Origin of the sequence: Saliniferula longa, from assembly GCF_050789285.1 — a bacterium.
In the GTDB taxonomy this organism is placed as follows: Bacteria; Pseudomonadota; Alphaproteobacteria; order Rhodobacterales; family Rhodobacteraceae; genus CAVPWP01.
This window is the reverse complement of record NZ_JBOUVX010000001.1, coordinates 1,274,143-1,292,214: the sequence shown is the minus strand read 5'-3', so window position 1 is coordinate 1,292,214 and position 18,072 is coordinate 1,274,143. Positions and strand designations below refer to the sequence as shown.

The 18,072-nt window shown below is 69.2% G+C and carries 18 protein-coding genes; 10 read left to right on the top strand and 8 right to left on the bottom strand.

Annotated elements, in window-relative coordinates:
* The first annotated feature begins 15 nt into the window (after positions 1-15).
* Positions 16-921: a helix-turn-helix domain-containing protein gene (locus tag ACRDNQ_RS06095; RefSeq protein WP_431827737.1), complete on the top strand. Its 906-nt coding sequence runs from the start codon at positions 16-18 to the stop codon at positions 919-921.
* Here the strand turns inward: ACRDNQ_RS06095 and ACRDNQ_RS06090 are convergent.
* Positions 894-1,496 (bottom strand): lytic transglycosylase domain-containing protein, encoded by a 603-nt coding sequence (locus ACRDNQ_RS06090; protein ID WP_431827736.1) that lies wholly within the window; start codon positions 1,494-1,496, stop codon positions 894-896. The genes ACRDNQ_RS06095 and ACRDNQ_RS06090 overlap by 28 nt on opposite strands.
* 184 nt (positions 1,497-1,680) lie before the next feature.
* Between ACRDNQ_RS06090 and ssb the strand changes: the two genes are divergently transcribed.
* The gene (ssb, locus tag ACRDNQ_RS06085; RefSeq protein WP_431827735.1) at positions 1,681-2,169 is read left to right on the top strand and encodes a single-stranded DNA-binding protein; all 489 of its coding nucleotides are present in this window, start codon (positions 1,681-1,683) and stop codon (positions 2,167-2,169) included.
* A gap of 37 nt (positions 2,170-2,206) precedes the next feature.
* On the top strand, positions 2,207-3,286 hold the full coding sequence (locus ACRDNQ_RS06080) for a site-2 protease family protein (RefSeq protein WP_431827734.1): 1,080 nt from the start codon (positions 2,207-2,209) through the stop codon (positions 3,284-3,286).
* A gap of 6 nt (positions 3,287-3,292) precedes the next feature.
* On the opposite strand, the gene aroB is transcribed toward ACRDNQ_RS06080, so the two are convergent.
* Both aroB and ACRDNQ_RS06070 read right to left on the bottom strand, forming a co-directional pair.
* Positions 3,293-4,426: a 3-dehydroquinate synthase gene (gene aroB, locus ACRDNQ_RS06075; RefSeq protein ID WP_431827733.1), complete on the bottom strand. Its 1,134-nt coding sequence runs from the start codon at positions 4,424-4,426 to the stop codon at positions 3,293-3,295.
* A complete protein-coding gene (locus ACRDNQ_RS06070; RefSeq protein ID WP_431827732.1) occupies positions 4,423-4,983 on the bottom strand; it encodes a shikimate kinase in 561 nt (186 codons plus the stop codon). Before ACRDNQ_RS06070 ends, aroB begins: the two co-directional genes overlap by 4 nt.
* 119 nt (positions 4,984-5,102) lie before the next feature.
* On the opposite strand from ACRDNQ_RS06070, the gene ACRDNQ_RS06065 reads away from it, so the two are divergent.
* Genes ACRDNQ_RS06065 through ACRDNQ_RS06050 form a run of 4 tightly spaced genes read left to right on the top strand, consistent with a single transcriptional unit; the run spans position 5,103 to position 9,147 of the window.
* Positions 5,103-5,237: a hypothetical protein gene (locus ACRDNQ_RS06065; protein WP_431827731.1), complete on the top strand. Its 135-nt coding sequence runs from the start codon at positions 5,103-5,105 to the stop codon at positions 5,235-5,237.
* Positions 5,227-6,834, top strand: coding sequence for a hypothetical protein (locus tag ACRDNQ_RS06060; RefSeq protein WP_431827730.1), 1,608 nt, complete (start codon positions 5,227-5,229; stop codon positions 6,832-6,834). The genes ACRDNQ_RS06065 and ACRDNQ_RS06060 overlap by 11 nt, the downstream gene beginning before the upstream one ends.
* Complete coding sequence (locus ACRDNQ_RS06055) at positions 6,831-7,769, top strand: site-specific tyrosine recombinase XerD (RefSeq protein WP_431827729.1); 939 nt, start codon at positions 6,831-6,833, stop codon at positions 7,767-7,769. Before ACRDNQ_RS06060 ends, ACRDNQ_RS06055 begins: the two co-directional genes overlap by 4 nt.
* A gap of 52 nt (positions 7,770-7,821) precedes the next feature.
* Positions 7,822-9,147 carry an HlyC/CorC family transporter gene (locus ACRDNQ_RS06050; protein ID WP_431827728.1) on the top strand — a complete coding sequence of 442 codons (1,326 nt, stop codon included), beginning with the start codon at positions 7,822-7,824 and terminating at the stop codon, positions 9,145-9,147.
* A gap of 36 nt (positions 9,148-9,183) precedes the next feature.
* On the opposite strand, the gene ACRDNQ_RS06045 is transcribed toward ACRDNQ_RS06050, so the two are convergent.
* A complete protein-coding gene (locus ACRDNQ_RS06045) occupies positions 9,184-10,722 on the bottom strand; it encodes a helicase HerA-like domain-containing protein (protein ID WP_431827727.1) in 1,539 nt (512 codons plus the stop codon).
* A gap of 429 nt (positions 10,723-11,151) precedes the next feature.
* Here ACRDNQ_RS06045 and ACRDNQ_RS06040 point away from each other — a divergent pair, with 429 nt between their 5' ends.
* Positions 11,152-11,760, top strand: coding sequence for an invasion associated locus B family protein (locus ACRDNQ_RS06040; RefSeq protein WP_431827726.1), 609 nt, complete (start codon positions 11,152-11,154; stop codon positions 11,758-11,760).
* Between the two features lie 21 nt (positions 11,761-11,781).
* Here the strand turns inward: ACRDNQ_RS06040 and ACRDNQ_RS06035 are convergent, their stop codons facing one another.
* Genes ACRDNQ_RS06035 through ACRDNQ_RS06020 form a run of 4 tightly spaced genes read right to left on the bottom strand, consistent with a single transcriptional unit; the run spans position 11,782 to position 16,056 of the window.
* The gene (locus tag ACRDNQ_RS06035; protein WP_431827725.1) at positions 11,782-12,990 is read right to left on the bottom strand and encodes a beta-ketoacyl-[acyl-carrier-protein] synthase family protein; all 1,209 of its coding nucleotides are present in this window, start codon (positions 12,988-12,990) and stop codon (positions 11,782-11,784) included.
* Positions 12,991-13,000: 10 nt separating this feature from the next.
* A complete protein-coding gene (locus ACRDNQ_RS06030) occupies positions 13,001-13,267 on the bottom strand; it encodes an acyl carrier protein (protein ID WP_431827724.1) in 267 nt (88 codons plus the stop codon).
* A 46-nt stretch (positions 13,268-13,313) separates the two neighbouring features.
* A complete protein-coding gene (gene lpxD / locus ACRDNQ_RS06025; protein WP_431827723.1) occupies positions 13,314-14,405 on the bottom strand; it encodes a UDP-3-O-(3-hydroxymyristoyl)glucosamine N-acyltransferase in 1,092 nt (363 codons plus the stop codon).
* Positions 14,406-14,436: 31 nt separating this feature from the next.
* Positions 14,437-16,056 (bottom strand): L,D-transpeptidase family protein, encoded by a 1,620-nt coding sequence (locus tag ACRDNQ_RS06020; protein WP_431827722.1) that lies wholly within the window; start codon positions 16,054-16,056, stop codon positions 14,437-14,439.
* A 344-nt stretch (positions 16,057-16,400) separates the two neighbouring features.
* Here ACRDNQ_RS06020 and ACRDNQ_RS06015 point away from each other — a divergent pair, with 344 nt between their 5' ends.
* Together ACRDNQ_RS06015 and ACRDNQ_RS06010 are read left to right on the top strand one after the other, a co-directional pair.
* Positions 16,401-16,967 (top strand): YcbK family protein, encoded by a 567-nt coding sequence (locus tag ACRDNQ_RS06015; protein ID WP_431827721.1) that lies wholly within the window; start codon positions 16,401-16,403, stop codon positions 16,965-16,967.
* Positions 16,968-17,052: 85 nt separating this feature from the next.
* Entirely contained in the window at positions 17,053-17,862 is an 810-nt protein-coding gene (locus ACRDNQ_RS06010; protein ID WP_431827720.1) for a DsbA family protein, read from the top strand.
* Positions 17,863-18,072 lie beyond the last annotated feature (210 nt).

The window sequence follows — 18,072 nt, the reverse complement described above, 5'->3', positions numbered from 1 at the left end:
GGGGGACATACGCCGATGACGGCGCCGCGTCTGAGCATGCCCGTTGCCGGGTTCCATGCCGTGCCTGACATGCGCATGGTGCCGATCCAGCGTCTTGCCGCCGGCGGACGCTGGCGGACCGAGGCGATGCGCAGCTATTCCGTGCCGCTGCTGCTGTGGTTCACCAAGGGCCAGGGCCGGATCACGGTGGCCGGTCTCACGCGCGGCTATGGCCCGCACAACGCGATCTTCCTGCCGCCCGGGACCATGCACGGCTTCGACATGCTGGGGCAGGTCTTCGGCCACGCGCTGTTCCTGCCGCGCGACGGCGGCGGTCTGTCCTGGCCGGACGAACCGCTGCACCTGCGCCTGCGCGACGTGCGTGGCCAGACCGACCTGACCGGCCTTCTGGAAACGCTCGAGCGCGAGTTGCAGGGCGCCGATGCCCCAAGCGCGCGGGCCGCGCATTTCCAGGCCGGGCTGATCTCGGTCTTTCTTGAACGCCACGCCGACGATCCCGACCTGTTCGCCGGTCCGCGCCGGCGCAGGTCGGCCGACAGGCTGGCCGCCGCCTTCACCGCGCTGGTCGAGCGGGACTTCCCCAGCCCGCGCCCCGTGGCCGACTATGCCGCCGAACTGGGCGTCACACCCACGCATCTGACCCGTGCGTGCAAGGCCAGTTGCGGGCGCGGCGCGCTTGATCTTCTGTCGGACCGCAAGCTTTACGAGGCGCGGCGCCGGCTGGCCGAGACGCAGGAGCCGGTGAAGGACATCGCGAAGGCGCTTGGCTTCACCTCGGCCGCCTATTTCACGCGCGCCTTCCGGTCGGGCACGGGCACAAGTCCTACCGAGTTCCGCCGCTCAGTCGAGCAGAAGCCGCAGGCCCAGACGCCCCAGGGCCAAAGGCCCCAAACTCAGAGGCCCCAGACCCGCGCCACGTAATTGCGCGTCTCGCGGTAGGGCGGGATGCCGGCGTGTTCTTCCACCGCCTCGGGTCCGGCATTGTAGGCCGCCAGCGCCAGCCGCCAGTCGCGGAAGCGGTCGTATTGCGTGCGCAGGTAGCGCGCGCCGCCGTCAAGGTTCTGCGCCGGATCGGTCGGGTCGACGCGCAACAGCTCGGCCGTGCCCGGCATCAGCTGGGCCAGACCGATCGCGCCCTTGTGGGACACGGCGCGGGGGTTCCAGCCGCTTTCCTGCTGGACCAGCCGAAGGAACAGGTCCTCGGGCACGTTGTGCCGGCGGGCGGCGTCGCGGGCCATCTGGTAGAACTCGCCCCGATAGCTGCCGGTGTAGCGCGGCGTGCCCATCCGTGCGCCGACCTCGCGCACCGAGTCGGGCAGAAGCCGCTGCGAGAATTCGTATTGCGTCGTCGCCCGCTGATCGAGGACGCGCGCCTGCTTGGCGAAGATGTCCATGCGGGATTTCGACGACATGCTGAGGGTTTCGGCCCCCGCCCCCGCGGCCAGCGCCCCAAGCCCGGCCACAAGAGCGATCCCAAACGTTATCCGGCGCGTCACTCTTTGCCCTCGTCGCGGTTGTCCGTATCGCCGGCCGCACGCTACCGGAAATGCGCGCCGAACGCCAGACTCGCGGTGCCGAGGCCGCGCGCGGGGCGCCGGATGCAGGGCTTAGCGGCCTGTTAACCACGATCCCCCGAGTGTAAGTTTGCCGGAAATCGGCGAATCGAACGGAGGCGGCGCAATGGCGGGATCGGTGAACAAGGTCATCCTGGTGGGCAATCTGGGACGCGACCCCGAGGTTCGCACGTTTCAGAACGGCGGCAAGGTCTGCAACCTGCGCATCGCCACCTCCGAGAACTGGAAGGACCGCAGCACCGGCGAACGCCGCGAACGCACGGAATGGCATTCGGTGGCGATTTTCTCGGAGCCGCTTGCCCGCATCGCCGAGCAGTATCTGAAGAAGGGATCGAAGGTCTATATCGAGGGCCAGCTCGAAACCCGCAAATGGCAGGACCAGTCAGGCCAGGACCGATATACGACCGAGGTCGTCCTGCGGCCCTATCGGGGCGAACTGACCCTTCTCGACGGGCGTGGCGAAGGCGGCGGTGGCGGTGGCGGCAGCTATCCCGACGACCGCTCGCGCGATGACGGATACGGCGACAGCTACGGCGGAGGCGGTGGCGGCCAGGCGCCCGCGCGCAGCGATCTCGACGACGAAATTCCGTTCTGAGGGTGCTGCACCGCGCCACCAAAGGGGGTGATGGCGCATGACATGGTCGTTTCCCGTTGGCCGCATCCTTGGCACCGAGGTGCGGATTCACGCGACCTTCTTCCTGCTTCTTCTCTGGATCGCGGTGGCGGGGTTCCTGCAGGGCGGATCACAGGACGCCATCGTCAGCGTGCTGTTCATCCTGGCGCTTTTCGCCTGCGTGGTGCTGCACGAGTTCGGCCACGCGCTGATGGCGCGCCGCTACGGCATCGCCACGCCCGACATCACGCTTCTGCCGATCGGCGGCATGGCCCGGCTGGAACGGATGCCCGAGAAGCCCGCGCAGGAGATCGCCGTGGCCTTGGCGGGACCGGCCGTGAACGTGGCGATCTGGGCGCTGATCGTGTTGGTCGTCGGCGCCACGACCGACCTCGAGGCGCTGGCCGAGATCGAGGATCCCACATCGGGCTTCTGGGCGCGGCTGGCCGCCGTCAACCTGTTCCTGGTCCTCTTCAACCTGATCCCGGCCTTCCCGATGGACGGCGGGCGGGTGTTCCGCGCGCTTCTGTCGATCTGGCTGGGCCGGGTGAAGGCCACGCGCGTCGCGGCGCACGCCGGGCAGGCGGTGGCCTTCGTCTTCGGCTTTCTGGCGCTGACCACGGGCAACCCGCTTCTGCTGCTGATCGCGGTCTTCGTCTTCGTCGCGGCGGCGGCCGAAAGCTCGGACGTGGCGCTACGCGACATGGCGCGCGAACTTCCCGCGCGCGCGGCCATGATCACCGCCTACGAGGCGCTCGATCCCGCCGACGGGGTCGACGGCATGTCGTCAAGCCTGATCCGCACGACGCAGCACGAGTTTCCGGTGCTGGGGCCAGATGGCCGCTTGCGGGGCTTCGTGCCGCGGCAGGCGATCTTCGCCGCGGTCGCGGGCCAGCGTCCAGGCCTGACGGCGGCCGAGGCGATGGTGCCCGACATTCCGTCGGTGCCGCTGCACGCGCCGCTGACGAAGGCGATCGACGCGCTGGCCCGGCCCGAGGTTCCAGCGGTGGCCGTGACCGACGCGGCCGGGCTGTTTCTGGGCTATATCACGCGCGAGAACATCGGCGAGCTGATGGTGCTGCGCGGCCACCGCGCCTGAGGCCCGTCAGCGCGCCGCAAGCCGGTCGGCCAGAAGTGTCCGCACCAGCGCGGGGTCCACATCGTCGGCCACGAAGGCCCGTCCGATCCCGCGCGCAAGGATGAAGCGCAGCCGCCCGTCGATCACCTTCTTGTCCTGCGCCATCAGCGCCAGAAGCCCGTCCGCGTCGGGCAGATCGCCGGGGATATCCGCCAGGTCGGTCTTCATGCCCATCGCGCGCAGGTGCGCGCGCACGCGGGACGGATCTTCCTGGCTGCACAGGCCCATCCGGGCCGACAGCTCGAAGGCCAGCGCGCAGCCGATCGCCACGCCCTCGCCGTGCAGAAGCCGGCCGGAATAGCCGGTCGCGGCCTCGAGCGCGTGGCAGAAGGTGTGGCCAAGGTTCAGCAGCGCCCGGTCGCCCTGCTCGGTCTCGTCGCGCACGACGATCTCGGCCTTCATCTGAACCGAGCGCGTCACCGCCTGCGCCCGCGCTTCTGCGTCGCCGGCGGCCAGCGCGGGGCCGTTGACCTCGAGCCAGTCGAAGAAGGCCACGTCGCCCAGAAGCCCGTATTTCACCACCTCGCCATAGCCTGCCAGCAGGTCGCGCCCGGGCAGCGTGTCGAGCGCCCCGATATCCGCGAGCACAAGGGACGGCTGGTGGAAGGCGCCGACAAGGTTCTTGCCCTGCGCGGTGTTGATCCCGGTCTTGCCGCCCACCGAACTGTCGACCTGCGCCAGAAGCGAGGTCGGGACCTGCACGAAGCGCACGCCCCGGCGCAGGATCGCGGCGGCGAAGCCGACCAGATCGCCGATCACGCCGCCCCCAAGCGCCACCACCACGTCGCGCCGTTCGATCTGCGCGGCCAGAAGCCATTCGACGCAGCGCGCCAGTTCCGCCCAGCACTTCGTGGCCTCGCCCGCCGGCAGCACGAGGGCGGACGAAGCGATGCCGGCGTCGGCAAGGCCACGCTCCAGCCCCGCCAGGTGCGCCTCGGCCACGTTCGCGTCCGTGACAACCGCCACGCGCGGCCGGCGCAGCAGCGGGCCGATCTCGGCGCCCGCGCGCGCGATCAGGCCCGCGCCGATGCGCACGTCATAGGCGCGGTCGCCCAGCGGCACATGGATCGTGGTGCCTTCGGGCGCGGTCGTCGTCGTCATGGGCTGACCTCCAGCACGTCGGGATGTGTGGCAAGGGCCGCGATCACGCGGTCGGCCATCTGCTCGACCGTGAAGTCGGGATCGGCGTCCACGATGATCTCGGCCTTGGCGTAGTCGGGGACGCGGCGTGCGTAAAGCTCGGCCAGCGTCGCGCGCGGATCGGCGGTGCGCAGAAGCGGCCGCGTCGTCTTGTGCCGCACCCGCGACCACAGCAGGTCGAGGTCGGCGCGCAGCCACACCGCCACGCCCTTTTCGGCGATGATCCGGCGGTTGCGCTCGAACAGGAACGCCCCGCCGCCGGTCGACAGGATGCAGCGGCGGGTCTTCAGAAGCCGCTCGATCACCTCGGTCTCGCGTTCGCGGAAGAAGTCCTCGCCGTCGCGGGCGAAGATCTCGGCGATGGTCATGTGGGCGGCCTTCTCGATCTCGCGGTCGCTGTCGAGGAAGGGCACGCGCAGCACCCTTGCGACGGCCGTGCCGACGGCGGTCTTGCCGGCGCCCATCATGCCGACCATGGCCACGGATTTCTTCAGCCGGTAGTTCAAAACGGCAGCCACGCGCCTATCTTTTCGCCGAGGTCACTGAATGGCGTGATCTTGGCGGAAAGACCAGTTATAAGTTGCGTCAAGGCCGCCGCAGATGCGGCCCGCACGGGGCAGAGACGACGAGGACCAAGATGAGCCGACTGTGGAAGCTGGTGCTGTTCGTGATCGTTCTGGCGATCCTTGGGTTCATCGGTTTCGCCTATCTGGGCGATCTCACGCCCGACACGTCGCTGGTCAGCCAGCCGGTGGAGCTTGATGCCGAATAGGGGCGCCCGCAGTCTGATCCTTTTCCTGACCCTGGCCACCCCGGCCGCCGCCATGGCGCAGGCCGAGGTGCCGGCGGATGCGCCGCTGTCGGCGATCGACTGGCTTTCGGACAGCGTGGCAACCCCCGCCGGACTGCCCCTGCCCGCCCCTGGCCCGGCCTCCGGCGTCCCGGCGGGCGACATCGCGGCCTCCGGCGTCCCGGCGGGCGACATCGCGGCCTCGGCCCTGCCGGCCGATGTGGCGACGCTGCCGCTGGACGCGGCCTTGCCCGACACCATCGGCCTGATCAGCGCGGCCGAGGCCGGCCTGCCGGCCGATCTCTGGGGCACCTCGCCCGCCGCCGACATCGCCCGCCGCCTGTCGGCCGAACCGCTCGAGATGCTGCCCGAGATGGGCGCGTTGCTGCGCCGGGTCCTGCTGGCGCGGCTTGACCCGCCGGTGGACGCCAGCGCCGACACGAGCCTGTTCCTGGCCCGGGTCGACCGGCTTCTGCAACAGGGTCTTCTGACCGAGGCGGCGGCGCTTCTCGACCGCGCGCCGAAGGACGACCCCGAGATCTTCCGCCGCGCCTTCGACGTGGCGCTTCTGACCGGGGCCGAGGACGCGGCCTGCCGCACCATGCGCGAGACGCCCGAAATCTCGCCCACCTACCCCGCGCGGATCTTCTGCCTTGCGCGCGGCGGCGACTGGCAGGCGGCGGCGCTGACGCTCGAGACCGCGAAGGCGCTTGGCATCCTGACCGAGGACGAGGATCACCTTCTGGCGCGCTTCCTCGATCCCGAACTCTTCGAGGGGATCGACCCGCCCCGCCCGCCGCAGCGCCCGACCCCCCTGACCTATCGCCTGTTCGAAGCCATCGGCGAGCCGCAGGCGACTTCGGGCCTGCCCATCGCCTTCGCCCGCGCCGACCTGCGCGACACCAGCGGCTGGCGCGCGCGGCTTCTGGCCGCCGAGCGGCTTGCGCTGACCGGCGCCGTCTCCGGGGGCGACCTCTTCCGGCTTTACCGCGAACGGCGCCCTGCGGCTTCGGGCGGGGTCTGGGATCGCGCGGCGGCCATCCAGGCCCTCGACGCGGCGCTGGCCGACGGCGACACGGCTGGTGTGGCCACGGCCCTGGCCCCAGCCTGGGCGGCGATGCAGGAGATGCAGCTCGAGCGCCTGTTCGCCGAGGAATTTGCCCACCGCCTTCCCCGCGCGAGCCTGCCGCCGGAAAGCCGCGCGCTGGCGTTTCGCATCGGACTGATGTCGACCGACTTCGTGGCGGTGGCCACCGATCACAACCCGATGTCGCCGGACGAACGCTATCTCGTCGCGCTGGCCCGCGGCCTGCCGGCCAATGCCCCAAGCACCGCCCCCCTGCCCCTCGCGGTGCGCGACGGGTTCGTTCTTCAGGGCGTTCCGCCGCGCTATCGCCAGTTCGTCGAGGACGACCGCCGGGGCGAGGGCCTGCTGCTGGCGATCAACGAGTTCTCCGACGGCGCCTTTGGCGATTACGTCAAGGTGACCGAGGCCATCGCCTATCTGCGTTATCTGGGGCTCGACACCGCGGCGCGGCGCGCGGCCCTTGAGCTTCTGGTGCTGGAGCGCCGCGGATGACCGCCACAGCCCGCATCGGCGCCTTCCTCGAGGCGCAGGCCGCCGAGCTTGGCGCCGCGCGGAACACGCAGCTGGCCTATGCCCGCGACCTGACCGACTTTGCCGGCTGGCTCGACCAGCGCGGGCGGACGCTCGAGACCGCGACGCGCGCCGATGTCGAGGCCTATCTCGTCCATTGCGACGAGCAGGGGCTTGCGGTGTCGACCCGGGCGCGGCGGCTGTCGTCGATCCGGCAGCTTTATCGCTTCGCCTTCGAGGACGGCTGGCGCGGCGACAATCCGGCGATCCAGATCCGCGGCCCGGGGCGCGAGACACGCCTGCCCAAGGTCCTGAGCGAGGCCGAGGTCGACCGCCTGCTTCAAGCCGCGCGCGTCCATGGCCGTGCCGAGGACCGGGTGCGCAACACCTGCCTGGTCGAGCTTCTTTACGCCACCGGCCTGCGGGTCAGCGAACTGGTGGGCCTGCCCGCCGCCGCCGCGCGCGGCGATCCGCAGATGCTTCTCGTGCGCGGCAAGGGCGGACGCGAGCGCATGGTGCCGCTGTCGCCGCCCGCGCGCACGGCGCTGGCCGAATGGCTGGTCCTGCGCGACGCGGGCGAAGCGGCGGCGAAGGCGGCCGGGCGCGGGCCCTCGCCCTTCCTGTTCCCCTCGTCCGGCAAGGGCGGGCATCTGACGCGCCACCGCTTCTACGGGCTGATCAAGGAAATCGCCGTGACCGGCGGCGTCAGCCCTGCGAAGGTCACGCCGCACAGGCTGCGGCACGCCTTCGCCACGCATCTTCTTGCCAACGGCGCCGACCTGCGCGCGATTCAGACGCTTCTGGGTCATGCCGACGTGTCGACGACCGAGATCTACACCCATGTTCTTGACGAGCGCCTGAAGACCTTGGTGCACAGTCATCACCCGCTCGCCCGGCGCAGCACGAAGACGTCTTGAAAGCGCGGCAGAGCCCGCCCATAACCGGGCAAAAAAGGCAGACAGATTTCCCATGGACGACCCCTCCCCCCTTCTTGACGCCGCCTTCTGGATCACGATCGGCGCCATCGCCGGGCTGCTTATCCTGTCGGCCTTCTTCTCGGGCAGCGAGACCGCGCTGACCGCCGCGTCGCGCGGCAAGCTGCGCGCGCAGGCCGACAAGGGATCGAAAGGCGCCGAACGCGCGCTGGCGATCACCGACGACAACGAACGCCTGATCGGGTCGGTCCTTCTGGGCAACAACCTGGTCAACATCCTGGCCGCATCGCTGGCGACGGCGCTGTTCACCAAGGTGCTGGGCGAGTCCGGCGTGGCGCTGGCGACGCTGGTGATGACCTTCCTGGTCCTCATCTTCTCGGAAGTGCTGCCCAAGACCTATGCCATCACCAACGCCGAAGCCGCCGCCGCGCGGGTCGCGGCGCCGATCCGCATCGTCATCCTGGTCTTCTCGCCCATCGTCACGGCGGTGCGCGCGCTTGTCCGGGGCATTCTGCGCATCTTTGGGGTGCGCACCGATCCCTCGACCAACATCCTTGCCGTGCGCGAAGAGATCATGGGCGCGATCCAGCTTGGCCATTCCGAAGGCGTGGTCGAGAAGGAGGACCGCGACCGCCTGCTTGGCGCGCTCGACCTCAGCGACCGTGCGGTCGAAGAAATCATGAAGCATCGCTCCGAGATCGAGATGATCAACGCGGACTCCACGCCGCGCGAGATCCTCGAGCAGTGCCTGCAGTCGCCGCACACCCGCCTGCCGATCTATCGCGGCGAGAAGGAGAACGTGGTCGGCGTGATCCACGCCAAGGACCTTCTGCGCGCGATGTATGCCCACCAGACCGCCGGCGCGGCCGCCGGGGCCAGCGGCGAGGGCGACGCCTTCGTGGACTTCAACGTCATGGACGTGGCGATGAAGCCCTACTTTGTCCCCGAGACGACGCCGCTGGACGAACAGATGCGCCAGTTCCTACGCCGCCACACCCATTTCGCGCTGGTCGTCGACGAATACGGCTCGCTCGAAGGGCTGATCACGCTGGAGGACATCCTCGAAGAGATCGTGGGCGAGATCACCGACGAATTCGACGTCGACGCCGATCACCCGCTGCGCCAGACCGAAGGTGGCGACATCCTGATCGACGGCGCCATGACCATCCGCGATGTCAACCGCGCGATGGACTGGGCGCTGCCCGACGAAGAGGCGAACACGGTCGCGGGCCTTGTGATCCACGAGGCGCAGTCGATCCCCGCGGTAGGCCAGATCTTTTCCTTCCACGGCTTCCGCTTCGAGGTGCTGGCCAAGAAGGACAACCGGATCACCCGGCTGAAGATCCGCCGTCTGGGCTAGGGCGGCGCGGCTGCCCCGCTCGGGGCGTCGCCCCCCTCAGCGGGCCTTGAAGATCCCGCCAAGGATGCCGCGCACGATCCGCCGCCCGGTCGTGCCGCCCAGTTCCTTGATCAGCGCGTCGGTCATCGCGTCGCCAAGGCTTTGCGGCTGCCGGCTGCGCGAGGCGGGCTTGCGCGCCTGATCGGCCTGATACCGGCGCGCGGCCTTGAATTCCTCGTCCGCCTTCTTCGCGGCGGCGGCCGCGGCTTCGGCCTCTTCGGCTTCGCGCGCGGCGGCCTCGGCGCGGGCGCTCAGCCGCTCGAAGGCGCTCTCGCGGTCCAGCGGGGTGTCGTACTTGCCCGACAGGGCCGACCCGGCCATCAGGGCCGCGCGGGTGGGCTCGTCGATCGGGCCCAGGCGCGACGACGGCGGACGGATCAGCGTGCGCTCGACGATGCCGGGGGCGCCCTTCGCCTCGAGCAGCGAGGTCACCGCTTCACCGGTGCCGACCTCGCGGATCGCGGTTTCGGTGTGGAAGCGCGGGTTCGGCCGGTAGGTGTCGGCCGCCTGCTTGAGTTCCCGCTTGTCCTTGGCGGTGAAGGCGCGCAGCGCATGCTGGACGCGGTTGCCCAGCTGGCCCAGGATGGTGTCCGGCACGTCAGCGGGGTTCTGGGTGATGAAGTAGATGCCCACGCCCTTCGAGCGAATCAGCCGGGCCACCTGTTCGACCTTGCTGACCAGCGCCTTGGGCGCGTCATCGAACAGCAGATGCGCCTCGTCGAAGAAGAACACCAGCTTCGGCTTCTCGGGGTCGCCCACTTCGGGCAGTTCCTCGAAAAGCTCGGACAGAAGCCACAGAAGCGTCGTCGCATACAGCCTTGGCGCCTGCATCAGCTTGTCGGCGGCCAGGATGTTGATCACGCCCCGCCCCTCGGCGTCGGTCCGCATGAGGTCGGCAAGCTCGAGCGCGGGCTCGCCGAAGAACATCGCCGCGCCCTGCGTCTCGAGCACCAGAAGCCGGCGCTGGATCGTGCCGATCGTGGCGGGCGAGATGTTGCCATAGCGCAGGGTCAGCGCGTCGCGCTGCTGGCCCACCCAGGTCAGAAGCGCCTGCAGGTCCTTGAGGTCGAGCAGCGGTAGACCGTCCTCGTCCGCGACGCGGAAGACGATGTTCAGCACCCCTTCCTGCGCCTCGGACAGTTCCAGAAGCCGCGACAGAAGCAGCGGCCCCATCTCGGCCACGGTGGCGCGGATCGGGTGCCCGGCTATGCCGAACACGTCCCAGAAGGTGACCGGAAACGCCCTGTAGGCATAGTCCGGCAGGCCCATCTTCGCCGCGCGTTCGGTGAACGCGCCATGCAGCTTGAACGCGGGCGACCCGGCCTCGGCCAGACCCGACAGGTCGCCTTTCACGTCCGACAGCACCACCGGCACGCCCTGCGCCGAGAAGCCCTCGGCAAGGATCTGAAGGGTCACGGTCTTGCCGGTGCCCGTGGCCCCCGCGATCAGACCATGCCGGTTGGCGTAATCAAGCCGCAGAAGCTGCGGCAGGGCGTAGTTCTCGCCGCCGCCGCCGATGAAGATGCGATTGTCCACGTTCAGGGGTCCTTCGTCAGCCGTCCACCCCCGCACCATAGCTTGTTAACCTTTCTCTGCCAGAGTGGAAGTCGTCCGGAATCGGGGTTGGTTCCGGGCAACTTCCTCCCTGTCAGACTGGCCGTGCTCCCTCGGGGCACGGCCCTTTTTCGTATATTGGCAATGGGATGCTTCTGGCGGTTGACCGCTTGGTGCAAGTTTCGTAACGTCCCCTCAATAACGAGCCGGCCAGTCCGGCAGGGAGAACCAAAACAGGAAAAGGGTCCCGCAAGGGACCCTTTTCTTTTCTGGGTCGGGGCGCCCAGGAGCGGATCGGCCCGCGCGCGATCACGGGCGCGCGAGAGTTCGCTTGACGCTGTGGATTGGGGCCTGACACCCCCGGCCCGCCATGGTATCTGCCCGGCAATCAACCAACGAGGTTTCGAGCCGATGAGCGCGCTGATCCGAACCGTCACCCTTGCCCTTGCCCTGTCTGCCACCGCCTTTGCGGCCGGCGCGCAGGAGGCCGCACCCGAACCCACCGAAGGCCAGGCCGCGGGCAGCGACCTGTCGATGGGCTCGACCGCCGAACCCGCGGTCGGGCAGCTTTACGTCGCCGGCGAGTTCGGCGACTGGGACCTGCGCTGCGTGAAAAGCGAGGAAGGCAACGACCCCTGCCAGCTGTATCAGCTGCTGGTAGATGCCGAAGGCAACTCGGTCGCGGAAGTCAGCCTGTTCAATATCCCCGACGGCGGCCCCGCCGTCGCCGGCGCCACGATCATCACCCCGCTCGAGACGCTTCTGACCGAACAGCTTCGCCTTGGCATCGACGCCGCAGAGACCAAACAGTACCCGTTCTCGTTCTGCAGCCAGGTCGGCTGCTTCTCTCGTATCGGGCTGACCGAGGCCGAGGTCGAGGCGCTGCGCCGTGGCGTGGAAGCGACCGTGACGATCGTTCCGGCAGCTGCGCCGGGTCAGCGGGTCGAGCTGAAGATGTCGCTTGCGGGCTTCACCGCCGGCTTCCAGGCCGTGATCGATTCCAACACCGCGGCGCAGTGACACCGGCACCGACCGGCGCCGTCAGACCCGCCGCAGTGCGAGAACCGCGTTGAGGCCGCCGAAGGCGAAGGCGTTCGACAGCACCACGTCGACCTTCGCCTCGCGCGCCACATTGGGAACGACGTCAAGCGCGCATTCCGGGTCCGGCTCTTCGTAGCCGATCGTGGGCGGGATGATCCCATCCCGCAGCGCCATGATGCAGGCCAGAAGCTCGACCGCGCCGGTGCCGCCGATCAGGTGACCGTGCATCGACTTCGTGGACGAGATCATCAGCCGGTCGGCGTGAGGACCGAAGACATCGGCCACCGCCGCGCATTCGGTCTTGTCGTTGGCGGCCGTCCCCGTGCCATGGGCGTTGATGTAGCCCACCGCTTCGGGGGCAAGGCCCGCGTCCTTCAGCGCCCCGGCGATGGCCCGCGCCGCCCCCTGTTTCGACGGCATCACGACATCGGCGGCGTCCGAGGTCATCGAGAACCCCACCACCTCGGCCAGGATGTCCGCGCCGCGGGCCTTCGCATGCTCCATCTCCTCGAAGACGAAGACGCCCGCGCCTTCGCCCTGCACCATGCCGTTGCGGGTGGCGCTGAACGGGCGGCAGGCGTCCTTCGACATCACGCGCAGCCCTTCCCAGGCCTTGATGCCGCCGAAGCAGAGCATGGATTCCGATCCGCCGGTGATCATCACCCGGCTTGCGCCCGAGCGGACGATCTGGAAGGCAAGGCCCATGGCGTGGTTCGAGGACGCGCAGGCGGTCGCCACGGTGAAGGACGGGCCCTTGAGGTTCCATTCCATCGACACGTGGCTTGCCGCAGCGTTGTTCATCAGCTTCGGCACGATGAAGGGATGGACGCGGTTCTTCCCTTCCTCGTAGACCGCGCGGTAATTCTCGTCCTGGGTGTTCAGCCCGCCGCCCGAGGTTCCGAAGACGACGCCCGCCTCGGCGGCCAGCTGGCCTGCGAACTGAAGTCCCGCCTGCCCGATCGCCTCGCGCGCGGCCAGAAGCGTGAACTGGGTGAACCGGTCGTACAGGGCCTGCTGCTGGCGGTTGAAATGGGTGTCGGCCGCGTAGTCCTTGACCTGCCCGCCGATCTTGATCGACAGCCGGTCGATGTCGCGGATGTCAAGCTCGGCGATCCCGCAACGGCCTTCGCGCATCGCCTCGATCGTAGCGGGAACGCTGTGACCAAGCGGGTTGATCGTGCCCGCCCCGGTGATGACGACGCGCTTCATCGGCGGACCGTCACGCCTTCTGCCCGGCGACAAGCCCCTCGACGGCACGGATGATCGCGGCGACCGACGAGATGTCGAACTCCGACGTCTCGGGCTGGTTGGCGTTGAAGGGCACTTGGATATCGAAGGTCTCTTCGATGGCGAAGATCGCCTCGACGATGCCAAGGCTGTCGATGCCAAGGTCGGCAGGGCTTTGATCGAAAGAGATGTCGGAGGGTTCGAGCACCGCCTGCTCGGCGATGATGGCGATCACCTTGTCCGCAACGCTGTCCGTCATACTTCTCGTCCCGCCCGATCCCGGCTGTGCTGACGCTGCCGATGATCTAGTCATTCTCGCGCAGCTTTGAAACCGCTTTCTGAAGCTCGGCGACCTGACGGAAAAGCCGCGGCAGGCGACGGATGTTCTTCGAGGCCTCGACCTGCGTCTCCATCTTCATCGCGGGGCTTCCCAGAAGGACCCGGCCCGCGGGCGCGTTGGTGAAGATTTTGGTGGCGCCGCCCGCCACCACGTCGTCGCCGACGAAGATGTTGTCGGACACCCCGCACTGCCCGCCCAGCACGACCCGGTCGCCGATGCGCGAGGATCCCGCGACGCCGACCTGCCCGGCGAAGACGCAGTCGCGCCCGACCACCACGTTGTGGCCGATGTGCACGAGGTTGTCGAACTTGCAGCCCGATCCGATCCGCGTGGCGCGGATGGTGCCGCGGTCGATCGCGGCGTTCGCGCCGATCTCGACGTCGTCGCCGATGACGACCGAGCCGATGGAATGAATGCGCGTCCAGCTTTGCGCGACGATCTCGCCCTGGTCGCCCAAGGTATCGCGCACCTTCTCGACCGACGAGCGTTCGGGCGTGACGAAGGAAAACCCGTCCGACCCGATCACCGCGCCGGGCTGGGCGATGAAGCGGTCGCCGATGCTCACGCGGTGACAGACCCGCACGCCTTCCAGCAGCAGGACATCGTCGCCGATCGTTGCCCCGGTCCCGACCGAGGCATGGGCCGCGATGCGCGCCCGCGCGCCGACCCGCGCGCCGGGCCCCACGCTGACGAAGGCGCCAATGGCCGCGTCCGCGCCGATCCGGGCCGTGGGATCGATGGCGGCGGTGGGGTGGATGCCCGGCGCGATTCCCGGGCCGGGATCGAAAAGTTTCGTGATCCCCGACATGGCATAGCGCGGGCGGTGCACGACCAGAGCGGCCTCAAGGCCCAGCCCCTGCCAGTCTGCGCCGTCCCAGACCACGGCCGCGCGGGCGCGTCCCTGCGACAGGCCCTCGGCGTATTCGGGCGTCATCGCCAGGGCAAGATCGTCCGGCCCGGCCGCCGCGGGTTCGGCCGCGCCGGTCACGGCAAGCTGCGTCCGGCCATAGGCCGTGGCCCCCAGCGCGCGCGCGATATCCTCGATGGTGAATGCCATGGTCCGGGCCCGTGTGTCTTCGGGCCCGGGTCTAGCTGCGAACCGCGCGCAGCGCCACCCCGGCGGCGCGCATCGCGTCCCAGATCATGGCGTCGCGCCCGTAGAAGTCGCGGCGGTACTGCACGCGCCCCTTCGCGTCGGTGAAGGCCGTGCGATAGACCAGATGCACCGGGATCGGCGTTTCCAGATCGACCCGGGTCTGCCGTCCGGTGGCGAGGATCCCGTCGAAATAGGGCTTCGGGTTCGCCATCTGCCGCGACAGAAGTTCGTAGGCGAAATCGAAGGGATCGTTCAGCCGGATGCAGCCCGAGGAATAGGCCCGCACCTCGCGCGAGAACAGCTCTTTGGCGGGCGTGTCGTGCAGGTAGATCGCGTGCGGGTTCGGGAACATGAACTTGACCCGGCCAAGGGCGTTGGCGTCGCCCGGCGCCTGGCGCACGGTGAAGGGGAAGTTGCGCGCGGTGTAGCGGCTGAAGTCGATCGCCTCGCGCGACACCTGCCGGCCGCTGGAATCGATCAGCTGAAGATAGCGCGCCGCGTTCGGGTTCGCCTGGAACTTCGGCAGATAGTCCCGCGCCAGGATCGAACGCGGCACCGTCCAGTCCGGGTTCACCTCCATGTAGGTCATCATGTCCGAGAACTCGGGCGTGTGCTTGTCGAGGCGGTTCTCGCCGACCACGGCGCGGGTCTGGAAGGTCACCTTGCCGTCGTCGACAAGCTGCATGTGAAAGTCGGGCAGGTTGACCCAGATGTGGGTCTTGCCGCGGCCCTCGGGCGTGTTCATCCAGCGCTCGCGTTCCATCGCGACCATGACCTGGCCCAGGCGTGTCTCGACCGGGACGTTGAGTTCGGCGATTGTCGAGGGCCCCGCGACGCCGTCGGCGGTCAACCCGTGGTCGGACTGGAACGCGGCCACCGCCGATTGCATCCGGGCGTCGAAGGCCGTGGTCGCCGTGCGGCCGAGATAGCCCATCGCGATCAGGCGATTGCGCAGCGCGATGACGCCCGGCCCCTGGTCGCCGGGGCGCAGGGTGTCGCGCACCTCGACCGTGGGGCCCCAGCCGCCCTGCCCCAGCGTGCGTTCAAGCTGGAACTTGGCCTTCATCAGCCGGGTGTATTCCTGCGATTTCGGCGGCAGCGCCCTGAGGAAGGCGTCGGGCGTCGAGGCGGCGAAGGCCAGCAGAAGCTGGCGGCGGTCGCGCAGCGGCACTTCGCGCACGATGTCGGGGTCGACCGAGGCCGGTGTGATGAAGCCGGTCTGAACGTCGCGGGCATAGCGCAGGAAGGCGCGGCTCAGGTCGACCTCGAGCCGGCCAAGATCGGACTCGCTGCGCGCGGCGCGGATGGCGGCGGCGATGTCGTCGGCGTCATAGCGACCCTCGGGCAGACCGTGGTCGTCCGCCTCCGAGACCGCGCGCAGCAGCGCCTCGCGCCGGGCCCGGTCCTCGCGACCGGTCCCGGTCCAGATCGGCTGGTAATCGGCCGCCTGATAGAAGGCGGCGATGTCGCGGTCGCCCGCCGCGGCTTCGGCCACCGCCTGCCGGAACGCCGCCGAGGGCGAGGCCGCGGCCGCGACCCCGGCAAGGATCAGCGCGGCCCCCAGCGCCAGGATGCGCGCCACAAGCGCACCGCGCGGGGAACGGGGCGCCATGCGGCGATCGGAAGACGCGCATGTTGCGAACGACATGGGAACACCCTTCAAGCCTGTATTCGAATGCAAGTTTCGTCGCCGCGAACGGCCGCTGTCCACTCACATCTGCGAAAGTTTCCGGGGTCTGGCATCCGTGCAACGCTCATCGCGAATTAACCTTTCGAGGGCATTAAGGACGAAGTTGGGCGAGATTTCGCCGATTTCGCGGGGGGCGCACTATTCGCAGGCAACTGCCTCTTGGTGGAGCATTCCGTCTGTGTCATACCCGGGATGCGCCTGGGGATGAGGCGAATAAGCTGCGGAAAGCGGCGCATACAGGTAGGCGACAGGACGCTCGACGGGACATGACAGAAACCGATTCACGCCTGACTCGGCGCGGACTTCTTGGCATCTTCGCGGCAGCCGCCGTAACAGCTGCCCCGACATACGCAAATGCCTTCGGCTTCCTTCGGGGAGCGGGCGATATCCGGCGGATCAGCATGGCCTCCGGCCGAACGGGTGAACGGATCGACACGATCTACTGGATCGACGGCGACTACATCCCCGAGGCCCTGGACGAGATCAACCGCTTCATGCGCGACTGGCGCACCGGCCAGGTCCGCAAGATCGATACCCGCGCGGTGGATATCTTCGCCGCCGCACACAGCCTTCTCGACGTGGACGAACCCTACATGATGCTGTCGGGCTATCGCTCGCCCGAGACCAACGCGCTTTTGCGCAGCCGGTCAAGCGGCGTGGCGCGCAACTCGCTCCACATGCAGGGCCAGGCGGCCGACCTCAGGATGCGCGGGCGCTCGGTCCAGCAGATGGCGCGTGCCGCAGCCGCCTGTTCGGCGGGCGGCGTCGGCAAGTATTCGCGTTCGAACTTCGTGCACATGGATTGTGGCCCGGTTCGCCTTTGGGGCGGCTAGGCCGGAAGATAAGGCAGGCAGGCAAGCAGACGGCAGGACGGGGCGGGGACTTTCCCGCCCCGTTTCGTTGTGGCACCACCGGCGCATGACGCGCGATCGCCCCCCTGCCCCGTCGGGGCCACCCCGCAGCCGGCGCGGCGCGCTGGCCGTGCTGGCCGGACTGGCGATCGCGGCGGCGGTGCTTCCCCCGCTGTTGCGGCGTCTCGCGCCCTTGCCGCTTGAGCCTCTGCCCGGCCTGCCCGGGTTTCGACGGATCGAGGGAACGGACCTGACGCGCGCCTTCGACCCCTTCGTGGGGCTTGGCACGCCCGCCTCCGAGACGGCGACCGACACGCTACGGGCAGCGGCGGACAGGGCCGTGCGCGCCGATCCCTGCGCCGCGCTGTTTCCGGGCTGGTCGGGCGATAGCGTGCCGCTGGCGGTCTTCACCGACCACAACTGCGCCGTCTGCCGGCGGACCGAACCCGAGGTGCGCGGCTGGGTCGGGGCGCAGGGCGGGCGCGTGACGCTGTTCTGGCACGATCTGCCGCTTCTCGGCCCGACGTCCGAGATCGCGGCGCGCGGCGCACTGGCCGCCCGCCGCCTTGGCGCCGAAGCCGCCTTCCGCGCGCGCCTTCTGCGCAGCGCGCCCTCCCCCGACCCGGCCTGGCTGGCCGGGACGGGCGCCAGCCTCGGGCTTGACGGGGCCCGTCTGGCCGCCCTTGCCGGTTCGCCCGAGGTCGACGCGGCGCTTGCCGGAAACCTTGCGCTTTTCCAGCTTCTTGGCCTTGCCGGCACGCCGGGCGCGGTCCTGGGGCGCACGGTGGTCTCTGGCGCCCTCCCACGTGAACGGTGGGCCCGTCTTCTGGCCGGGGAAAGCGCCGAGGCGACGCGCGCCGCCTGCCAGGCGCTGTGACGAAGCCCTGCCCGGCCGGACTGGTCACGGACGACGCCGGCTTTGGGGGCGTTCCGGCACTGGTCGCCGGGTCGTTAGGTTCACGGCCGTGGGCACGACCCCCATCGGACTGAAACGCGCAACCTCCCCCTCGGTTCCGACCATCCCGGTCAGGCAGTCCTTCGGGACAGCCCCGGCGGAGACGGTGTGGACGGCGGGCGGGACCGTGGT